Annotated in this window: 20 protein-coding genes; 11 read left to right on the plus strand and 9 right to left on the minus strand. The window is 67.3% G+C overall.

From position 1 onward, the window contains the following. Positions 1–234 precede the first annotated feature (234 nt). From otsB to ACO07I_RS20765, 3 genes are read left to right on the plus strand one after another with little or no spacing between them, the layout of a single operon-like run. Positions 235–993, plus strand: coding sequence for a trehalose-phosphatase (gene otsB / locus ACO07I_RS20755; RefSeq protein ID WP_422010665.1), 759 nt, complete (start codon positions 235–237; stop codon positions 991–993). Next, on the plus strand, positions 990–2,789 hold the full coding sequence (locus ACO07I_RS20760) for a glycoside hydrolase family 15 protein (RefSeq protein WP_422010667.1): 1,800 nt from the start codon (positions 990–992) through the stop codon (positions 2,787–2,789). Before otsB ends, ACO07I_RS20760 begins: the two co-directional genes overlap by 4 nt. Continuing rightward, positions 2,774–4,153, plus strand: coding sequence for an alpha,alpha-trehalose-phosphate synthase (UDP-forming) (locus ACO07I_RS20765; RefSeq protein ID WP_422010669.1), 1,380 nt, complete (start codon positions 2,774–2,776; stop codon positions 4,151–4,153). Before ACO07I_RS20760 ends, ACO07I_RS20765 begins: the two co-directional genes overlap by 16 nt. A 3-nt stretch (positions 4,154–4,156) precedes the next feature. Here the strand turns inward: ACO07I_RS20765 and ACO07I_RS20770 are convergent, their stop codons facing one another. From ACO07I_RS20770 to ACO07I_RS20785, 4 genes are read right to left on the minus strand one after another with little or no spacing between them, the layout of a single operon-like run. Then, the gene (locus ACO07I_RS20770; RefSeq protein WP_422010671.1) at positions 4,157–4,687 is read right to left on the minus strand and encodes a GNAT family N-acetyltransferase; all 531 of its coding nucleotides are present in this window, start codon (positions 4,685–4,687) and stop codon (positions 4,157–4,159) included. After that, positions 4,654–5,268: a pyridoxamine 5'-phosphate oxidase family protein gene (locus ACO07I_RS20775; protein WP_422010673.1), complete on the minus strand. Its 615-nt coding sequence runs from the start codon at positions 5,266–5,268 to the stop codon at positions 4,654–4,656. The genes ACO07I_RS20770 and ACO07I_RS20775 overlap by 34 nt, the downstream gene beginning before the upstream one ends. Before the next feature lie 4 nt (positions 5,269–5,272). Beyond that, positions 5,273–6,649 (minus strand): CoA transferase, encoded by a 1,377-nt coding sequence (locus ACO07I_RS20780; protein WP_422010675.1) that lies wholly within the window; start codon positions 6,647–6,649, stop codon positions 5,273–5,275. Beyond that, positions 6,646–7,362, minus strand: coding sequence for an alpha/beta hydrolase (locus tag ACO07I_RS20785; protein ID WP_422010677.1), 717 nt, complete (start codon positions 7,360–7,362; stop codon positions 6,646–6,648). Before ACO07I_RS20785 ends, ACO07I_RS20780 begins: the two co-directional genes overlap by 4 nt. Positions 7,363–7,418: 56 nt before the next feature. Here ACO07I_RS20785 and ACO07I_RS20790 point away from each other — a divergent pair, with 56 nt between their 5' ends. Genes ACO07I_RS20790 through ACO07I_RS20800 form a run of 3 tightly spaced genes read left to right on the plus strand, consistent with a single transcriptional unit; the run spans position 7,419 to position 10,881 of the window. Continuing rightward, positions 7,419–7,697, plus strand: a complete 279-nt coding sequence (locus ACO07I_RS20790) for a FeoA family protein (RefSeq protein WP_422010679.1) — start codon at positions 7,419–7,421, stop codon at positions 7,695–7,697. Continuing rightward, positions 7,694–9,574: a ferrous iron transport protein B gene (gene feoB / locus ACO07I_RS20795; RefSeq protein ID WP_422010681.1), complete on the plus strand. Its 1,881-nt coding sequence runs from the start codon at positions 7,694–7,696 to the stop codon at positions 9,572–9,574. The genes ACO07I_RS20790 and feoB overlap by 4 nt, the downstream gene beginning before the upstream one ends. A 2-nt stretch (positions 9,575–9,576) precedes the next feature. Continuing rightward, positions 9,577–10,881: a PepSY-associated TM helix domain-containing protein gene (locus ACO07I_RS20800; RefSeq protein ID WP_422010683.1), complete on the plus strand. Its 1,305-nt coding sequence runs from the start codon at positions 9,577–9,579 to the stop codon at positions 10,879–10,881. 11 nt (positions 10,882–10,892) lie between these two features. Here ACO07I_RS20800 and ACO07I_RS20805 read toward each other — a convergent pair whose 3' ends face one another. From ACO07I_RS20805 to ACO07I_RS20815, 3 genes are all read right to left on the minus strand, one after another. Continuing rightward, on the minus strand, positions 10,893–11,255 hold the full coding sequence (locus tag ACO07I_RS20805; protein WP_422010685.1) for a DMT family protein: 363 nt from the start codon (positions 11,253–11,255) through the stop codon (positions 10,893–10,895). Positions 11,256–11,263: 8 nt separating this feature from the next. Then, complete coding sequence (locus ACO07I_RS20810; protein ID WP_422010687.1) at positions 11,264–12,229, minus strand: Bug family tripartite tricarboxylate transporter substrate binding protein; 966 nt, start codon at positions 12,227–12,229, stop codon at positions 11,264–11,266. Between the two features lie 91 nt (positions 12,230–12,320). After that, the gene (locus ACO07I_RS20815) at positions 12,321–13,754 is read right to left on the minus strand and encodes an amidase (protein ID WP_422010689.1); all 1,434 of its coding nucleotides are present in this window, start codon (positions 13,752–13,754) and stop codon (positions 12,321–12,323) included. A gap of 76 nt (positions 13,755–13,830) precedes the next feature. Between ACO07I_RS20815 and ACO07I_RS20820 the strand changes: the two genes are divergently transcribed. The 3 genes from ACO07I_RS20820 to ACO07I_RS20830 are packed head-to-tail and all read left to right on the plus strand — an operon-like array spanning position 13,831 to position 15,565. Continuing rightward, complete coding sequence (locus tag ACO07I_RS20820; protein ID WP_422010691.1) at positions 13,831–14,568, plus strand: TSUP family transporter; 738 nt, start codon at positions 13,831–13,833, stop codon at positions 14,566–14,568. After that, a complete protein-coding gene (locus ACO07I_RS20825; RefSeq protein ID WP_298314475.1) occupies positions 14,565–14,765 on the plus strand; it encodes a hypothetical protein in 201 nt (66 codons plus the stop codon). Before ACO07I_RS20820 ends, ACO07I_RS20825 begins: the two co-directional genes overlap by 4 nt. Beyond that, positions 14,762–15,565 carry a crotonase/enoyl-CoA hydratase family protein gene (locus ACO07I_RS20830; protein WP_422010693.1) on the plus strand — a complete coding sequence of 268 codons (804 nt, stop codon included), beginning with the start codon at positions 14,762–14,764 and terminating at the stop codon, positions 15,563–15,565. The genes ACO07I_RS20825 and ACO07I_RS20830 overlap by 4 nt, the downstream gene beginning before the upstream one ends. Before the next feature lie 79 nt (positions 15,566–15,644). Here ACO07I_RS20830 and ACO07I_RS20835 read toward each other — a convergent pair whose 3' ends face one another. Continuing rightward, positions 15,645–16,457, minus strand: coding sequence for an enoyl-CoA hydratase-related protein (locus ACO07I_RS20835; RefSeq protein ID WP_422010695.1), 813 nt, complete (start codon positions 16,455–16,457; stop codon positions 15,645–15,647). A 17-nt stretch (positions 16,458–16,474) separates the two neighbouring features. On the opposite strand from ACO07I_RS20835, the gene ACO07I_RS20840 reads away from it, so the two are divergent. Both ACO07I_RS20840 and ACO07I_RS20845 read left to right on the plus strand, forming a co-directional pair. Next, on the plus strand, positions 16,475–17,500 hold the full coding sequence (locus ACO07I_RS20840; RefSeq protein ID WP_422010697.1) for an alpha/beta hydrolase: 1,026 nt from the start codon (positions 16,475–16,477) through the stop codon (positions 17,498–17,500). Positions 17,501–17,506: 6 nt separating this feature from the next. Next, positions 17,507–18,055, plus strand: coding sequence for a hypothetical protein (locus ACO07I_RS20845; protein WP_422010699.1), 549 nt, complete (start codon positions 17,507–17,509; stop codon positions 18,053–18,055). A gap of 40 nt (positions 18,056–18,095) precedes the next feature. Here the strand turns inward: ACO07I_RS20845 and ACO07I_RS20850 are convergent, their stop codons facing one another. Then, positions 18,096–18,587: a GFA family protein gene (locus tag ACO07I_RS20850; RefSeq protein ID WP_422010701.1), complete on the minus strand. Its 492-nt coding sequence runs from the start codon at positions 18,585–18,587 to the stop codon at positions 18,096–18,098. Between the last annotated feature and the right edge of the window lies 1 nt (position 18,588).

The raw sequence follows: 18,588 nt of genomic DNA on the forward strand, positions 1-18,588 counted from the left end.
CACCCAAAATCGTTTCGACACTTTCCACGAACCTGAAAGGGGCTTGGGCTCGCTGTCGACACATTCGCCATATTATTACCGCTCTGGGAGGCCTTTCGGGGAACCTGCGTCGCTTCCTGTCGTTGATAGAGCACGCGCTAGGCGTGGCCGCCGGGAGGCGGTCCCCGAACCGCGGCGTGTAGTGGTCGAGAGCCTCTTCGCGCCCCAGGGCATCCAAGGCGCAGAGGGGACGAGATGGCAGCAACGGATTTCGACTACGGCACCGCGCTTTTCCTGGATCTCGATGGCACCTTGCTCGAGATTGCCGCCACGCCGGAACTCGTGGTCGTTCCACCGAACCTTCCCGGAATTCTCCTGCAACTGCATGCGCTTCTGGGTGGCGGTCTTGCCATCGTTAGCGGGCGTTCTCTCAAGACCATAGACCAGTATCTCCAGCCCCTCAGGTCTGCAGCTGCGGGTGAACATGGGGTCACCCTCAGATTCAGCGACGGCACGATCGAAGAAATGCCGGCCGGTCTCGGCGTTACGCAGGCTTGGCGGGATTCGCTGGTCGCAGCGACCGAACGATGGCCGGGTGTGCTCGTCGAATCCAAGCCACATGGCTGCGCGATCCACTATCGTCTGGCGCCGGAGCGGCATGACGACGTTTGGCGCCTCGTCCGTGCGCTCGTGCCGGAGGATCATCCCTGGTTCCGTCTGATTCCCGCGCGTGAAGCGGTCGAGATCGGGCCGCGCGGCACCTCCAAGGGCCATGCGGTGGAGAGGTTGATGAAGGACAGCGCCTTCAAGGGCCGTCGGCCGATCTTCATCGGCGACGACTTCACCGACGAAGCCGGCATGAGTGCGGCCCGGCGCCATGGAGGCGAAGGGCTGCGCGTGCAGGAAGTTTTCGACGGCGACCCGGCGAAGGTGCGTGCCTGGCTGGCCCGCAATGCCGAACGGATGGCGCGTGACTTGAATACAACTGCGGCAGGAGCATCGGCCCGTCCATGAGCACTCTCGACCTCGGCGTCATCGGCAACTGCTCGATCGCGAGCCTGATCGATCGCAACGGCCGTCATGTCTGGCACGGGCTCGGGCGTCTCGACGGCGATCCAGTGTTCAATGCCCTGCTGGGCGGCAACGATCCTCAAGCGGGGTTCATGGATGCCGTCTTCGACGGCATGAAGGAAAGCCGGCAGCGCTACCTTCCCAACACCGCAATTCTTGAGACGATCATCGAGTGTGCGGGCGGTACGGCGCGTATCCTCGATTTCGCGCCGCGTTTCCGTCGCTTCGGCCGCATGTTCCGCCCGCCCATGCTGATGCGCCGGCTCGAGCCCGTCTCGGGCCGGCCCCGTGTCACGTTGCGCCTGCGGCCCACCTTCGATTACGGCGCGCGCAAGTCGCAGGTCACGGTGGGCAGCAACCACATACGCTACTATGGCGATGCCTCGGTGCTGCGTCTCACCACGGACGCCTCGCTGAACTACGTGATGCACGAGACCGAATTCTCGCTCGACCGGCCGCTCACCATGATCGTGGGCGCCGACGAGAGCATCACCGACAATGTCGATCAGCTGTCGCGCTCGTTCCTCAGCGAGACCGAGATTTATTGGCAGGGTTGGGTCCGCGACCTCAACATTCCCTTCGACTGGCAGGTGGCGGTGATCCGTGCCGCCATCACGCTGAAGCTCTGCAGCTACGAGGATACCGGTGCGGTGCTGGCCGCGCTGACAACCTCCGTACCGGAAGCCGCCGGCACGGTGCGCAACTGGGACTACCGCTTCACCTGGCTGCGCGATGCCTTTTTCACCGTGACGGCGCTGAACCGGCTGTCGGTGACCCGCACGATGGAAAGCTACGTGCGTTTCATCATCGATGTGGTCGAGGCGGGTAGCAAGAGCGGCGAAGTTCAGGACGTGGCACCACTCTTTCCCATCGCCCCGGGGACCGACACGGTCGAGCGCCTGATCGATACGCTGCCGGGCTATCGCGGCTACGGGCCGGTGCGCATCGGCAACGCCGCGGTCGGTCAGCGCCAGAACGACGTGTACGGATCCATGGTGCTGACGGCGGCGCAGATGTTCTGGGACGAGCGGTTGCCGCGGCAGGGCGATATCGAGCTCTATCGCCAGCTTTGCGCCGTCGGCAACGAGGCGCACCGCGCCGCGCTCACGCCCGATGCCGGTCTGTGGGAGTACCGCGAACGCGAGGAAGTGCACACTTTCTCTGCTGCCATGTGCTGGGCGGCCCAGCACCGGCTCGGGATGATCGCCCGGCGGGTCGGCCTCGGTGGGGAGTCGCGCGAATGGCTCGCGAAGGCGGGCGTGTTGCGCCAGGAGATCATGCAGCGCGGCACCACGTCCGACGGCTGGCTGTCGGGCGTGCTCGACCGCGAGATGGCCGACGCCTCCAGCCTCGTGTTGCCGGAGATCGGCCTGCTGCGCTCCGACGATCCGCGCTTCCACGCGACCATCGACATGGTCTCGCGCAAGCTGATGAAGAACGGTTTCATCATGCGCTACATCGAGGCAGACGATTTCGGCGCACCGTCCAACGCCTTCCTGCTCTGCACCTTCTGGTACATCGATGCGCTGGCCAGCGTCGGTCGCCGCGAGGAGGCACTGGAGCTGTTCAACAACGTGCTGAGCCGGCGCAATCACGTCGGCCTGCTCTCCGAGGACCTTGATCCGCGCACCGGCGAACTATGGGGCAACTTCCCCCAGACCTACAGTCAGGTCGGCCTCATTCTGTCGGCCATGCGGCTTTCGCGGAGCTGGGAGGAGGGCCTGTGGCACGCCTCGTAATCGTCTCCAACCGCGTGCCCGTTCCAAAGGCGCGGGGCACGGCCGCGGGCGGCCTGGCGGTCGCGCTGCGCGACCTCCTGACACCCGGCGCGATGTGGTTCGGGTGGAGCGGCCGTCTCACCGCGGAGCCCTCGACGCCTGCCATCGTCGAGGCGCGCGGCGTAACCTATGCCACGGTCGACCTCACGCCCGACGCCTATCGCGGCTTCTATGTCGGCTTCGCCAATGGCGCGCTGTGGCCGCTGCTGCATTTCCGACTGGGACTGATGCATTTCCGACGCGAGGATTACGAAGGTTATCTCTCGGTCAACCGCTCCTTCGCCGCGTCGCTGGCGCCGCTGCTGCAAGGCGACGACACGGTGTGGGCGCACGACTATCACCTCATCCCCTTCGCCCGCCTGCTGCGGAAGGAGGGCTTTGAAGGCCGCATCGGGTTTTTCCTGCACGTTCCGTTCGTGCCGCCGTCGATGCTCGAAGCCATGCCGGTCGCGCGCGAGCTGGTGGCCGATCTCTGTGCCTACGACGTCGTGGGCTTCCAGACCGAGGAACATGCGCGCGATTTCCGCGACTGTGCGCAGCGCCTGCTGGGCGCCACGGTGGAGGGCGAGTGGATCCGGCTGGCCGGGCGCCGCGTGCGCGCCTTCGCCGATCCGATCGGCATCGATGCCCAGGGCTTCGCGCAGGATGCCGTGCGCGCCGAGGGCGACAAGGAGGTGCTGCGGGTTGCCGAAAGCCTGTCGAACCGCGCCCTCGCCATCGGCGTCGACCGGCTGGATTATTCCAAGGGCCTGCCGCACCGCTTCGAGGCCTTTGGACGCCTGATCGAGAAGCATCCCGAGCACAAGCGGAAGATTCATTTCCTGCAGATCTGTCCGCGCTCACGCGAGGAGGTCGACGAGTATCGCCGGCTGCGCACCGAACTCGACCAGCTGGCCGGACGCATCAACGGCCGCTTCTCGGAGTTCGACTGGACGCCGTTGCGCTATTCGACACGTGGGGCGCCGCGTTCCACCCTCGCGGGACTCTATCGTCTCGGACGGATCGGCGTTGTGACGCCGCTGCGCGACGGCATGAATCTGGTCGCCAAGGAGTTCGTGGCCGCTCAGTCGGACGAGGATCCCGGCGTGCTGGTCCTGTCGCAATTCGCCGGCGCCGCCCAGGATCTCACCGAGGCGCTGATCGTCAATCCGTTCGATCCCGATGCCATCGCCGATGCCATGCATGTCGCCCTGTCGATGCCGCTCTCGGAACGCCAGGAGCGCCAGAGTGTGCTCCGGGAGAAGGTCATGCGCACCACGGCGGAGGCTTATTGCCGCCGCTTCATCGAAGCCCTCGAAGCCCCGGTGATCGCGCGTGCCGCTTAGGGTCTACGAAACCAGGCCGAACGCCGCAGGATAGACGACCAGACCGTCGTCGCCGTCGAGGGCGCCGGGCACCAGTTCCAGCGCCATGAAGGACTCACCCTCGAAGGGGCTGTCGAGGCCGCTCGCCAGCTCGGCCGAGAAGCCGAAGCGCGGATAGTAGTCGGGATCGCCGAGCACCACGACGGCCTGCCATTCGCGGCGTCGCGCCAGTTCCAGCCCGGTTTCAACCAGGGCTGTGCCGATGCCCGAGTTCTGGCGTCCGGGATGGACGCACATCGGCGCCAGCGACAAGGTCGGGATGGCGTCGTCGTCGACCATCGTGGTCAGCGCGCTGAACAGGATGTGGCCGACGACTTCGCCGTGCTCGATCGCCACAAGCTCGACCGCATCGATGAACGCCTCGCGCAGCTCGTCGATCAGCTTGCCCTCGAACGGGCCGCCGAAAGCCAGATCGTTGAGGCGGCGGATCGCCTCGTCGTCGGCGGGTTCGCGCTCGCGGATCACCACATCGTGGCCGCTGCCCGGCCCGGCCATTCTCGATCGTAGGTTTCGCCGCCGACCCGGTCACCGCTCAACGCCGCCAGGATCTGGCCGGCGCTGGGCAGCGACTTCGGATCGACATGTCGGGCTGGATTCCAGAGTTCGGAGCGCACCAGAGCGCGCGCACATTGGAAGTACACGGCGTCGACTTCGATCACCGTCACCGAGCGCGGCGCCTTCTCCTCGACGGCGAAAGACTCCAGAAGGTCGGGCGCAATGCTGAGATGGGCGCGGCCGTTGACCCGCAACGTGTTGCCGACGCCGGGGATCATGAACAGCAGCGCCACCCGGGGATCGCGCACGATGTTGCGCAGCGAGTCGATGCGGTTGTTGCCGCGCCGGTCCGGCAGCATCAGCGTCTTCTCGTCGTGCACGCGCACGAAGCCTGGCCTGTCGCCACGCGGCGAACAGTCGAGACCTTCGGGGCCGGATGTCGCCAGCGCCGCATAGGGCGACGCCTCGATGTAGGCGCGATAGTGCGGCGTGATCCAGTTCACTTCCTTGACCGTCGACGCTTCGACCGGCCGCCCGTAGATCGCCTCGAGCTCGGCTTCCGTTCTCAGGATGTCGGACATGATGCTATGCCCACTGCGCAGGAGAGGTGCCGAGCGGTTCGGCGGGACGGGCGTAATAGGCCGGGGTCCCGCCGAGCTGCACCACCGGCTTCAGATGACGCAGGCGGCCCAGCGGGCCGACGCTTTCGGTAAGGAGTGGCAGCAGCGTGGACTCGGGGAGTTCGGCGGCACCCTTCGCGGCATCGACGGTTCCGAGATTGGCGAGCCAGTGAGCGACCTGGACCAGCGAGACGCGCACCTGCCAGGAGCCGCCCTGTTCGACCCGGCGGGCCAGCGCCACGAGGGCGCCCAGCGCGCCGAGATAGCCCGCGATGTAGTCGAGGGCCTGGACCGGGAGGTTGCGCGGCTTGTCGAGCGAGCCCTGCGTGGCGGCAAGGCCTGTCACGTTCTGCACGATCGAATCGAAGCCGCGGCGCGACGACCAAGGGCCTTCATGGCCGTAGGCGCAGAGGCTGACGCAGACGATGCCGGGCCGCAGCGCCGCCACCTGCTCGGGCGAGAAGCCGCGGGCCGCGAGCGTGCCGGGGCGATAGCCCTGGGTGAAGATGTCGGCCTCCTTCAGAAGCGCCTTCATCGTCTCGACGCCGGCGGCGTCGCGCAGGTCGATCCAGGTGCAGCGTTTGCCGTGCCCGGTGTCCATCAGCAGCTCGGCCTGGTAGGGCAGATGGGGCGCCGCGACGTGCAGCACGTCGGCGCCGTTCTCCGCCAGCACGCGGCCACTGGTCGGGCCGGCCAGCACACGCGTGAGGTCGAAGGCGCGCACGCCCGACAGCGGCCGCTCGCCCTTGGGCAAGGGCTCGGCCGGCGCGTCGCCGATCTTCACGATGTCGATCAGCGGCAATTTCGCCACCGCGAGGCCGTGCGGATGGGCGTTCCACTCGTCGCGGCTGCGCGTCAGCCCGCCGACGCAGCCGCCGTCGGCGATCGCCTGCTCGATCGCGAGCCCGTCCCACTTCGCGACGGCGGCGGCCAGCGCTTCGCGCGTATCGCCCTCGGCGCCGGCAATGCGCAGCGCGCCGGCGCGATGGTGCGGATGGTTGGTGTGGATGAACATGTGCCGGCCGTCGCGCGTCGGATAGTGGCCCGATAGCGGATCCCACGACACCGGACGCTCGCCGTTGCGCAGCACATAGGTGTTGGAGCGCAGCGACGCGGTGGCGGCGGCGAGGTCGACCGAGACCGACTGGGGCCTGCCGGTCTTCAGTCGCCACAGGTCGGAAACGGCGAGGCCGACGGCGCCCAGCGCGGCGGCGCCGGCGGTGCCGACGCGCCATGGGGTCTGAAACACCGGATCGTCGCCCCCGGCGATCACGAGCCGGTCGTCGGCGCGCGGGGCGCGTCCAAGCTGGCCCAGGATCGCGTAGGCGAGGTCGTTGTTCACTTGCCGCCCACCATGATCTTGGTCAGCAGCGCCATGAACTCGTTCGGGCAGGTGATATGCGGATTGTGGCTGGTGTCGAGCTCGTGGCAGGTCCAGCCGGCTTCGCTGCGCGCCCGGTCGGCGAACTGGCGGAACGGATCGCCGGGGCCGTTGCGGGTCGCATAGATGTAATCGCGGGGAGGCAGGGGCTTCTTCGAGTCGAGCTTGATCTTCTGCTCGAAGGTCTTGATCGGTTGCGGCCGGCGGCGCGGGCTGGCCCAGGCCACGTCCTCGGGGGCGGTATCCGGCGGCATCGGGTTGACGGGCATCTTCCAACCGTCGCCGTCCCGCTCTGCGCCCTTGCGCATGTTGCCCTCGGCCTTCGGCCCGACCAGGTCGAACAGGCTCTGCCCGTCCTTCGGCGCGAAGGCGTCGACATACACGATGCGTGCAAGACGGTGAGGGATCTTGTCGGCCACGCCGGTCGCGACCATGCCGCCATAGGAATGGCCCAGCAGGACGACGTCGTTCAGGTCCTCGAACTCGATCTCGGAGACGATGTCCTGGATGTGGGTCGAGAGATCCACGTCGGGCGTGGCGAGATGGGCGCGAGCACCCAGGCCGGTATAGGTCGGCGCATAGAACTGGTGGCCGGCCTCCTGCAGCAACGGACGCATCTTCTTCCACGCCCAGGCCGCCGACCAGGCGCCGTGCGCCAGAACGATATTTGCCATTTCTCTACCTCCCGCTGGCGAGCCAACACTTTCGATGCTACTACGACTTACTCTCAATGAGCAGCGAACCAACAATAGCACTTGGCACCGCCCGCGTGGGCTTCCGTGGGCGCATAAAATCCATCGCCGCGGGGCGCGTCGCCGCAGGCATGTCTGCGCCCGAACTCGAACGCCGCCTGATCGAACTGGGCTTCGTCGAGGGCGCGGACGTCGAGATCCTGCACGAAGGGCTTTTCGGCCGCGATCCCATTGCCGTGCGTGTCGCCCACACCACCATCGGCCTGCGCCGCCGCGAGGCGATGGCCATCCTCGTGAGCGTCGGAGCCGAACCGTGAGCGTCACCACACCCACCGCCGCTCCGGTCGTCGCCCTGGTCGGCAATCCCAATTGCGGCAAGACGGCGCTGTTCAATGCGCTGACGGGCAGCCGGCAGAAGGTCGCCAACTATCCGGGTGTCACCGTCGAGAAGAAGGTCGGGCCCCTGACGACGCCCGCCGGCCGTACGGTGCGCATCGTCGATCTGCCCGGCACCTATTCGCTGCGGGCGCGCTCGCCCGACGAGGAGGTGACGCGCGACGTCGTGCTGGGACGGACCCAGAGCGACGTGATCCCCGATCTGATCGTCTGTGTGGCCGACGCTTCCAACCTGCGCCTGGCGCTTCGCCTCGTGCTGGAACTGAAGCAGGTCGGCCGGCCGGTCATGCTGTCGCTCAACATGATGGACATCGCGCGCAAGCGCGGCATCGAGATCGACACCGAGAAGCTCGGCCGGGAACTCGGCATTCCGGTCGTGACCTCGGTCGCGGTGAGGCGCGGCGGCACCGACGCGCTGCTGGCCGAGATCGACCACCGCCTCGCCGCCGCAGAACGAGCGACCGGCACGCTCTGGACCACGCCCGACGCCGCCGACCTGCGACGTGCCCAGAAGGAGGCGGATCGCATCCTGGCCGCGGTGGTGAAGGGGCAGGGCAAGCCCGACAGCCTGACGGCGCGCCTCGATGCGGTGCTGCTGCACCCGGTGGCGGGCCTGGTCGTGCTGCTGGCCATCCTGTTCGTGATGTTCCAGGCCGTCTTTGCCTGGGCCGAACCGGGCATGGATGCGATCGAGGCGGGATTCCATTTCCTCGGCGACCTCGTTGCGGGTCTGCCGCTGCCCGACCTGCTGAAGGGCTTCCTGAAGGACGGGCTGATCGGCGGCGTCGGCAGCGTGATCGTCTTCCTGCCGCAGATCGTCATCCTGTTCTTCTTCATCCTCGTCCTCGAGGATCTGGGATACATGGCGCGCGCGGCGTTCCTGATGGACCGCATCATGGGCGGCGCGGGCCTGCATGGGCGCGCCTTCATTCCGCTCCTGTCGTCCTTTGCCTGCGCCATCCCCGGCATCATGTCGACGCGCGTGATCGACGACCGGCGCGACCGCCTCACCACCATCCTGGTGGCGCCGCTGATGACCTGCTCGGCGCGCATCCCGGTCTATACGCTGATCATCGGCGCGTTCATTCCCGACCGCGAGGTCTGGGGCTTCGTCGGCCTGCAGGGGCTGGTGATGTTCGGCCTCTACACGGTGGGTATCGCCAGCGCGCTCGCCGTGTCGTTCGTGGTCAAGCGGCTGATCTGGCGCGGCAAGTCCGGGGAGCCGTTCATGCTCGAACTGCCGGACTACAAGATCCCGCAGGCCAAGAGCATCGCCATCGGCCTGTGGACCCGCGCCACGATCTTCCTGAAGCGCGCGGGCACCATCATCCTGTCGATGATGATCCTGATCTGGGTGCTGGCCTCCTTCCCGCAGCCGCCGGAGGGCGCGAGCGAGCCCGCCATCAACTACAGCCTGGCCGCCAGGATCGGCACGGCGATCCAGCCGCTGACCGAGCCCTTGGGTTTCAACTGGCAGATCAACGTCGCGCTGATCCCCGGCATGGCGGCGCGCGAGGTCGCGGTCGGTTCGCTCGGCACGATATACGCGATCAGCGGCGGCGAGGAAGCCACCGACAAGATCGCCTCGGCCCTCAGCTCCCAATGGAGCCTCGCCACGGCTCTGGCCTTCCTCGCCTGGTACGTGTTCGCGCCGCAATGCGCCTCGACCCTGGCGGTCATCCGCCGCGAGACCGGGGGGTGGCGTTGGCTGTGGGTGACCTTCTTCTACATGCTGGCGTTGGCGTACGTGGCGGCCTTCCTCACCTATCGCATCGCCGTGGCTTTCGGCGGAGGGTAACGATGGCCCAGGGGCCGAAGCCGCAGCGGCGCACGTTTCGCTACTGGCTGCAGCAGATCCATCTCTGGATCGGTCTCATCCTGCTGCTGCCGCTGGTGATGATGGGCATCACCGGCGCGGTGCTGGTCTACGCGCACGACATCGAGCACTTGCTGGGGCAGGGCGAGCCGTCCGTGAAGACGGAAGGCGCGTGGCAGTCCGCGGGGCGGCTGATCGAGGCGGCCCGAGCTGCGAACAGCGAGCCCGGCCGGATTCCCATCGCGGTACGCTGGCCGGTCGAGGTCGGCGAGCCCGCCGCGGTGCGCCTGTCGCGTCCGGGTATGGCGGGCGAGCGTCCGCAGTTCCGCGGCGGCCAGCCGGCGGGTCAACCCGGCGGCGCCGCGCCGCAACCGGGCCAGCAGCCGCCCGCGCAGGGACGCGTGCCGACGCAGAGCCCGTTCGCCGGCAGCCTGCAGATCCTGATCGACCCGGTCTCCTTGCAGGTGCTGGAGACCCAGCAGGCAATGACGGGCTGGGTGCGCTTCTTCCACGACCTGCATGGCCACATCTTCATCCCCGGCGGCGTCGGCCGAGAGATCGTGGGCTGGCTGGGCGTGGCGATGCTCGTGCTGGGCTGCTCCGGCCTCTATCTCTGGTGGCCCAGGCCCGGCCAGTGGAAGCAGGCCTTCATGGTTCGCCGCAAGGCCAGGGGCCTGCGCCTGAACCGCGAGCTGCATGGCGCGGTCGGTATCTGGTCGCTGGTGATCTTCATGCTGGTGAACTTCACCGGCGTCTATCTCGCCTTCCCGCAGCAGATCTCGGCCGCGGTCAATCTTGTCTCGCCCGGCCGCGACATGCGTGCGGCCATGTTCCAGGCCCGGGTCGAGCCGATGCGCGGCACGCCGGCCATGGCGGTCGACGAGGCCGTCGACCTCGCGAAGGCGCGCGTTCCGGGCACGCGCTTCCTGAATGCCTTCCTGCCGACCCGCCCCGACCAGGCGCTGCGCGTCGGTCTGGTGCGGCCCGACCATCGGGAGGGCGCGCCCGTCGTCACGGTGATCGTCGATCCCTATCGACGGACCGTGGTCGACGTGTTCGATCCGCAGTCCATGTCGGCCGGCGAGAAGGTCATCGCCTGGCAGCGCGCGCTGCACTACGGCATTGGGCTCGGCGGCGGCTACAAGTTCCTGGTCTTCGTGTCCGGCGTGATCATCCCGATCTTCGCCGTCACCGGTTTCCTGATGTGGTGGATCAAGCGGCGTAACCGCCGCGCCGGAGAACGGGCGAGGCAGGCGATCCTGAGCGGCGCCGGCCAGGCCGCCGAATAGACCGTTTCACCTCACCAGGACGGCAGCGGTCCCTTGAAGATGAAGAAGGCGCCGCCACAGATCATCGCGAAGCCGACGAGGTGGTTCGAGGTGATGCGTTCGCCGAGATAGAGGACCGAGAAGGCGGCAAACACGGTCAGGGTGATGACCTCCTGCATCGTCTTGAGTTCCGCCGCCGAGTAGACCTCGTGGCCATACCGGTTGGCTGGTACGGCGAAGCAGTATTCGACGAAGGCGATGCCCCAGCTTGCCACCACCACCAGCCACAGCGGCTTGTCGGTGAACTTCAGATGCCCGTACCAGGCGAACGTCATGAAGACGTTGGACACCAGCAACAGGATGATCGGCGTGATGGTGGGCGGCAAGAGGGACATGGGTCTGGCTACTCCGGTTTGATCTGAAGCTTCTTGATGAGCGGGACGACCGTCCGGTCCTCCGCCTCGAACATCGCCGCGGTCTCCTGCGGCGTGGTCGGATAGGCCTCGGCCGCAAGCTCGGCGAAGCGGGCGACGACGGCCGGGTCCTTGAGCACTTTGACCATCGCCTCGTTGAGCTTCGCCACCACGTCGGGCGGCATCTTGGCCGGGCCGAACAATCCGGTGAAGGTCGCGAAGGTGAAGTCCTCGAGACCCTTCACGCCGCTTTCCTTCATCGTGGGAACGTCGGGAAGCTGCGGCACGCGCTTGTCGGACGAGACGGCGATGGCGCGCAGCTTGCCCGCCTTGATGTTGCCGATGGCGGCGTTGAGCTGGTCGACCTGGGCCGGCACCTGGCCCGCCATCACGTCGATCATGGCGGCGCCCGATCCCTTGTAGTGGACGGACGTGTACTTGGTGCCCGTGGCTTCGGCGATCAGCTCGACGGCGAGGTGGTTGGTCGTGCCAAGGCCGGAATCGGCGACGGCGAACTTGCCGTCCTTGCCCAGGGCAATGAAGTCGGCGAGCGTCTTGATCGGCGAGTTGGCCGGCACGACGAGCACGGCCGGCACGCGCTGGATGTGGGTGATGGGCGTGAAGGCCGTGCGCCAGTCATAGGGCGCGTTGCCATAGATGGCGGGGACCGCGACCAGCGAATTGGCCGTGACCAGCAGGCTCGTCCCGTCGGGCGCCGAGCGCGCGACGACGTCGCTGCCGATCATTCCGCTGGCGCCGGCCTTGTTCTCGACGATGACGCTCACGCCTGACACCTCGCGCAGCTTGTCTGCGATGATGCGGGCGGTCACGTCGATGTTCCCGCCGGGCGCATAGGGCGCCATGATCTTGATCGGCTTGTCGAAAGCTTGCGCAAAGGCCGTTGCCGGCCCGAGGGCGAGCCCGCAAAGGGCTGTCAGAACTGCAATCAGACGCATGAAATCCTCCCGTTCGTGTTTGGGAGGAACCTAGAAGAACGACTATGGCGGCGCAAAGGCCCGCTCCCTGTGCCGCCCGCGTGGCGGCTCGTCAGAGAGCCGGTGGCCGGTGCTGCGCCCACGGCCGCGCGGCTTCGAGCAGGGCACCCATCCGCAGCACATCGATTTCCGCACCCCACTTGCCCACGACCTGCACCGAGGTCGGCAGACCGTCTGCGCCGAAGCCCGACGGATAGGCGCAGGCGGGGTGTCCGGTGAGGTTGAACGGATACTGGTAGGAGGTCCAGCCCTGGCGGGTGATGCCGCACTTCACGCCGTCGATCACGACTTCGTCGTTGGCCGCGTCGTGCGTCACGTCGAGCGCGGTGCGGGCATTGGTCGGCATCACCAGGAAGTCGTACCGCTCGAACAGCGACTGGATCTTGCGGAACAGGGTCGTGCGCGCGAACTGCGCGTTGCGGAAGTCGGCCAGGGTGAACTTCGCACCGCGCTCCATGAACGCCAGCGTCACCGGGTCCATCTGGTTCTGCCACTTCGGCAGGTACTGCGCGCAGAACACGGCGAAATTCGCCTGGTAAAGGACGCGGCCCTCATATTCGATCCAGTCGATCTTCTCGGTGACCTCCTCGACCTCGGCGCCCATCGCCTGCCAAGCCGCAAGCGCGGCGCGCGTGTTGGTGCGCACGTCGGCGGCGACGCGCGGATTGGCCGTGAGTTCGATATAGCCGATGCGCACGGCGGCGAGGTCGGCGCCCGCCAGCTTGGGCGACAGCGGCTTCTGCGACGGACCGTTCAGCGTCCACGGATCCTTGTCGCTGGGGCCGACCAGCACCGAATGCATGATCGCAGCGTCGGTGACGGAGCGCGCCAATGGGCCGGCATAGATGTTGTTGCCGTAGGCGTCGCGCGTCGTGTCGTAGGGCACGGCGCCCAGGGTCGGCTTGAGCCCGACCAGGCCCGAACAGGAAGCGGGACCGCGCACCGAGCCCGCGCCGTCGGTGCCGAGCGACAGGGGCCCGACCCCCGCCGCCACCGCCGCCGCGCCGCCACCGCTCGAACCGCCCGGCGTACGCTCGAGGTTCCACGGATTGCGCGTGACGCCAAAGGGACCGTCGGTCAGGCCTTTCACGCCGAACTCGGGCGTGGTCGCCTTGGCGAAGATGACGGCGCCGGCCTTGCGCAGGCGCTGCACCAGCAGATCGTCTGCGGCCGCCGGGCCGTTGCCCTCGAAGATCGCCGAGCCGTGGCGCGTCGGGACGCCCTCGACATCGACCAGATCCTTCACGCTGATCGGCACGCCGTGCAACGGTCCCAGCGCTTCACCGCGTGTGACGGCTTCCTCGGCCTTCTGCGCGTCGCGCCGGGCCTGCTCGACCATGACCTCGCGGAAGCAGTTGATCCGGGGATTCGCGTGCTCGGCAGCCTTCAGCACCGTGTCGAGATATTCGACGGGCGAAAGCTTCTTCGTGCGGATGAGGGCGGCGGCCTGGACGGCCGGAGTGAAGAGAAGATCTGTGTCGGTCATGGCGCGCACACTAGCCCATCCTCGACACGGTCTGCACGCTGCGCTACGCCCGCTGCCGATGTTTTCGCTTCCCGTAATGGCAGCACTCGCGGTCGTGGCCGTCGTGACCTCGTTCGTCTCCGGCATCTTCGGCATGGCGGGCGGGATGCTGCTGATCGGCTTCCTGCTGCTCCTGCTGCCGGTGCCGGTCGCCATGGTGTTCCATGGCGTCATCCAGATCGCGGCCAACGGCTGGCGGGCCTGGCTGTGGCGTCATCACGTGAACTGGAACGTCGTGCTGCAGTTCGGCGCCGGGGCCGGCTCCTCGCTGGTGGTCTTCTCCTTCTTCGACTTCGTGCCCGACAAGGCCCTGGTGCTGATGGCCGTCGGCCTGACGCCGTTCATCGCGCTCGCCGTGCCGCAGCGCATCGCGCCCAACATCGAGCGCGGCGGGCAGGCCTTCCTGGCGGGCGCGATCGGCGGCGCCATCCAGCTCGTCTCGGGCGTGACCGGCCCGCTGCTCGACATCTTCTATGTCCGCACCGGCATGACGCGGCAGGTCAACGTCGCGACCAAGGCCGCGGCCCAGGTGCTGGGACATCTGACCAAGGTCCTCTATTTCGCGCTGGTGATCGAGGGCCCGGCCGGCCGCGACCTCGAACAGTGGCTGGTCATGGGCTACGCCGCGGTCTTCGCGGTGATCGGCACCACCTTGTCGCGCAGCTTCCTCGACCGCATGTCGGACAAGCAGTTCTATCACTGGACGCGCCGGGTGATCCTGGCGCTCGGTGCGGTGTACATAGGGCAGGGCCTCTGGCTGATGGTGACGCGATGAGTGACGTGAAGGATCAGGTCCGGGCCTTGCTCGACCGGCTGCCGGACGATTGCACCTTTGCCGACGTGCAGCGCGCCCTCGCGGTCATGGTGTGGCCCAAGCGCGACGACGGCAGCCTCGAGCCACCCAAGCGCCTGGACCCGGAAGAAGTGAAGCGCCGCCTGCGCGAATGGATGAAATCGGAGGGAGAGAAATGAAGGACCGCGTCTCGATCGACTTCAAGGATGGTGTCGCCGACGTCCGCCTTATCCGCGCCGACAAGATGAACGCGCTCGATCCGGCGATGTTCGAGGGCATCATCGAGGCGGGCGCCAAGCTCGCCACCATGCCCGGCCTGCGCTGCGTCGTTCTGTCGGGCGAAGGCAAGGCCTTCTGCGCCGGCCTCGACATGGGCAGCTTCGCCGCGATGAAGGCCGAAGGCGACGCGGTGCCGGGCGTCCGCGACCTCACCAAGCGCACCCACGGCATCGCCAACCGGCCGCAGCAATGTGCCTGGCTGTGGCGCGAGCTGCCGGTGCCGGTGATCGCCGCCGTCCATGGCGTGGCGTTCGGCGGCGGCTTCCAGATCGCGCTGGGGCCGGATATCCGCTACGCCACCGCCGATGCGCGCTTCTCGGTGATGGAGATCAAGTGGGGCCTGGTGCCCGACCTCGCCGGCACGCAGCTCATGCGCCACCTGGCGCGCGAGGATGTGGTGCGCGAGCTCACCTACACCGGCCGTATCTTCAACGGCGTCGAGGCCCGCGAGATGGGCTTCGTGACGAAGGTGGTGGAGGATCCGCGCGCCGCGGCGCTGGAGACGGCGCGCGAGATCGCCGCCAAGAGCCCCGACGCGATCCGCGCCAACAAGCGGCTGCTCAACGCCGCCGTCGCGACCGATGCCGCCTCGGGGCTGATGATGGAGTCGGTCGAGCAGCAGAAGCTGATCGGCTCGCCCAACCAGCTCGAAGCCATCATGTCCAACCTGCAGAAGCGCGCCGCGAACTACAGGGATTGAGTTCTCGAGCCTCTTCCCCTTTGCGGGCCCCGCAAAGGGGAAGCGCCCTCGCCTTATGAGGGCGATGGGGTCATGATCACTACCGCCCCTTGAACACCGGCTTGCGCTTCTCGACGAAGGACGCCACCGCCTCCTTGTGATCGGCGGTGCGCGACGACTGGACCAGGCGCTCGGCCTCGCGATAGTGCGCGTCCGCGTAATTGATGTGCAGCGCCTCGTCGAGATTGTCCTTCATGTGACGCAGCGCGACTCGCGGGCCCTCGGCCAGCGACTTGGCGAAGGCGAAGGCCTCGTCCTGCAGCCTGGCATCGTCGACCACGCGATTGACGAGACCGATCTGCTCGCAGCGCTCGGCGCCGACCTTCTCGGAGGTGAACATCAGCTCGCGCGCCCGCATCGGGCCCACGGTGCGGGTCAGCAGCCAAGAGATGCCGTAGTCGCCCGAGAGGCCGATCTTGGCGTAGCCGGTGGTGCAGAAGGCCGACTTGGCGGCAATGCGGATGTCGCAGGCCAGCGCGATGGCGAGGCCCGCGCCCGCCGCGGCGCCCGGGAGTGCTGCGATGGTGGGCTTGCGTACGGCGACCAGCGCGCCGGTGAGATGCGTCTGGCGCCAGCGCAGGTCGGCCAGCCGCTCCTCGTAGCTCATCTGGCCGCGCGGGCCGCGTCCGCCCATGCCCTTCACGTCGCCGCCGCTGCTGAAGGCGGTGCCGGCGCCGGTGATCAGCAGCGCACCGACGGCATCGTCGTCGCCGCGCGCCTTGATCTGGTTGCGCAGCGCCTCGGTGAGGTCGGGCGACATCGCATTGCGCGCCTCGGGGCGGTTCAGCGTGATCAGCGCGACGCCGTCGCGGACGCTGCACAAGAGTTCGGTTGTGCCGGTATCGATTTCCATGTGACCTTCTCCTTGCCATGACATTCCCGGTCACCGAACACACCGTCAAGACCGCCCGCCACACGACGGGCTATCTCGCCTGCGGAGCGAAAGACGCGCCGCTGCTGATCTTCGTCCATGGCTGGCCCGAACTGTCGCTGTCGTGGCGGCACCAGCTCCCGGTCCTTGCAGCCCTTGGCTTCCGCTGCATCGCGCCGGACATGCGCGGCTACGGCCGCTCGAGCACCTACAAGCGGCACGAGGATTTCGCGCAGGAAGAGATCGTGGCCGACATGGTCGAGCTGCTGGCTTCGCTCGGTTGCGACAAGGCGGTGTGGATCGGCCACGACTGGGGAAGCCCCGTCGTCTGGAACATGGCGGCACATCATCCCGACAAGGTGGTGGGCGTAGCCAGCCTGTGCGTGCCCTATCTGCCGACCGGCTTCACGCTCGACACCGTCGTGCCGCTGGTCGATCGCACGCTCTATCCCGAGGCACAGTTCCCGGCCGGCCAGTGGGACTACCAGTTCTTCTACGAGGAGAGCTTCGACAAGGCCTGCGCAGGCTTCGATGCCAACCCGCTCAACGTGGTGAAGGCGCTGTTCCGCAAGGGCGATCCGGCGCGGGTGGGCAAGCCGGCGCCGACCTCGATGGTCCGCAAGGTAGGCGGCTGGTTCGGCGGTGGTGCTTGCCCGGACATACCGCGCGATCCGGATGTGCTGACCGAGCAGGACATGGAGGCCTATGCCGCCGCGCTGACGCGGAACGGCTTCTTCGGGCCCGACTCCTGGTACATGAACCACGCGGCCAACCGCGCCTACGCCAAGCGCGCGCCGAACGGCGGCCGGCTCGCCATGCCGGTCCTGTTCCTGCACGGCGCCTATGACACGACCTGCGAGACGATGACATCGAAGCTCGCCGAGCCGATGCGACAGAACTGTGCCGATCTCACGGAAGTCGTCGTGAAGTCCGGGCACTGGATGGCGCAGGAGAAGCCCGTTGCGGTGAACGCGGCGCTCGCAAAATGGCTGGCGGCGAAGTTGCCTGGTTACTGGAAAGTCTAAACCGCGATGTGGCGTTCGTGGTTTCTGCTGGCGCTGGCCGCCTTGGCCGTGATGTCCGGCATTGGCGCGGCACGGGCCCTGACACCGATCTCGCCAGAACAGTTGTTTTGCGACGCGAACACCATTTTCGTCGGACGCGCGATCGAAGCTTCGCCTGCGCGACGCCGGCCGGATGCGCAGGACGCCAATGGTGTGGACCTCAGCGTCATGGTCCGCCGGGTGATCGGGCGGAAGAAATTGTCTGGGGGCCCGACTCCGATTCTTGCGCCCGGCGACAGCATCAGGGCCTATGCCCGCGCGTCGGTCGCGCCGTATTCCGCGGTGGGTCGCTTCGACGACGAGGCCGGTCTGGCGTTCGTCGGTCCCTATGACAGTGTCGTTCCCGAGACCGACCTGGTGCAGGCCTACAAGGCGGAAGACTTCATCTACGCCGCTCATCTGGCGCCGGGCGTGCGGTCGTTCGTGAGAACGTGGCCGCTCTCCCAGGAAGAATGGGTCAGGAAAACGATGGCGTCCTACGCCAGGATGGGACAGCCCTGTTCGTCTCGGCTTTAGGGTCTTTTCGTCGTCCGCTCGTCGATCTCGATCAGCATCGTCAGGATGCGCTCTTCGCCCTCAGCGTCGCAAACCGGTCGAGGCTCTCCTTTGGCCAGAGTTCGTTGCGGTCGTAGTACTCCGCGACGGCCGGCACGCCGGCGGGAAGCGCGACCCAGGGCTGCTTGCTCATGGTGAAGATGTGGATGTCGGGCGGCAGCCGGTCGGGCTCGTCGAGTGTTCCGACGCGCACGAAGCGGACGGTGGGTCCGGCGCCGGAATAGTTGCTCCACACCGCGATGCGGCACTGCGGGCAGCGCGCGATCTTCTGGCCCTTGCCGCTGAGGGTCGGCGTGTCGATCACCTCGACCTCGCCGCCCAGCCTCTCGACCCGGTCGGCCTCGATCATCGCGTTCATCGCGAAGGCCGTCCCTGAATCGCGCTGGCACCAGCGGCAATGGCAGCAATGCACGAACAGCGGCCTGGAGGTGAGCCGGTAGCGCACGTTGCGGCACGTGCAGCCGCCTTCGAACGTTTCTGTCTTGCTGGTCATC

It is taken from the genome of Reyranella sp., from assembly GCF_965227665.1.
GTDB lineage: Bacteria > Pseudomonadota > Alphaproteobacteria > Reyranellales > Reyranellaceae > Reyranella.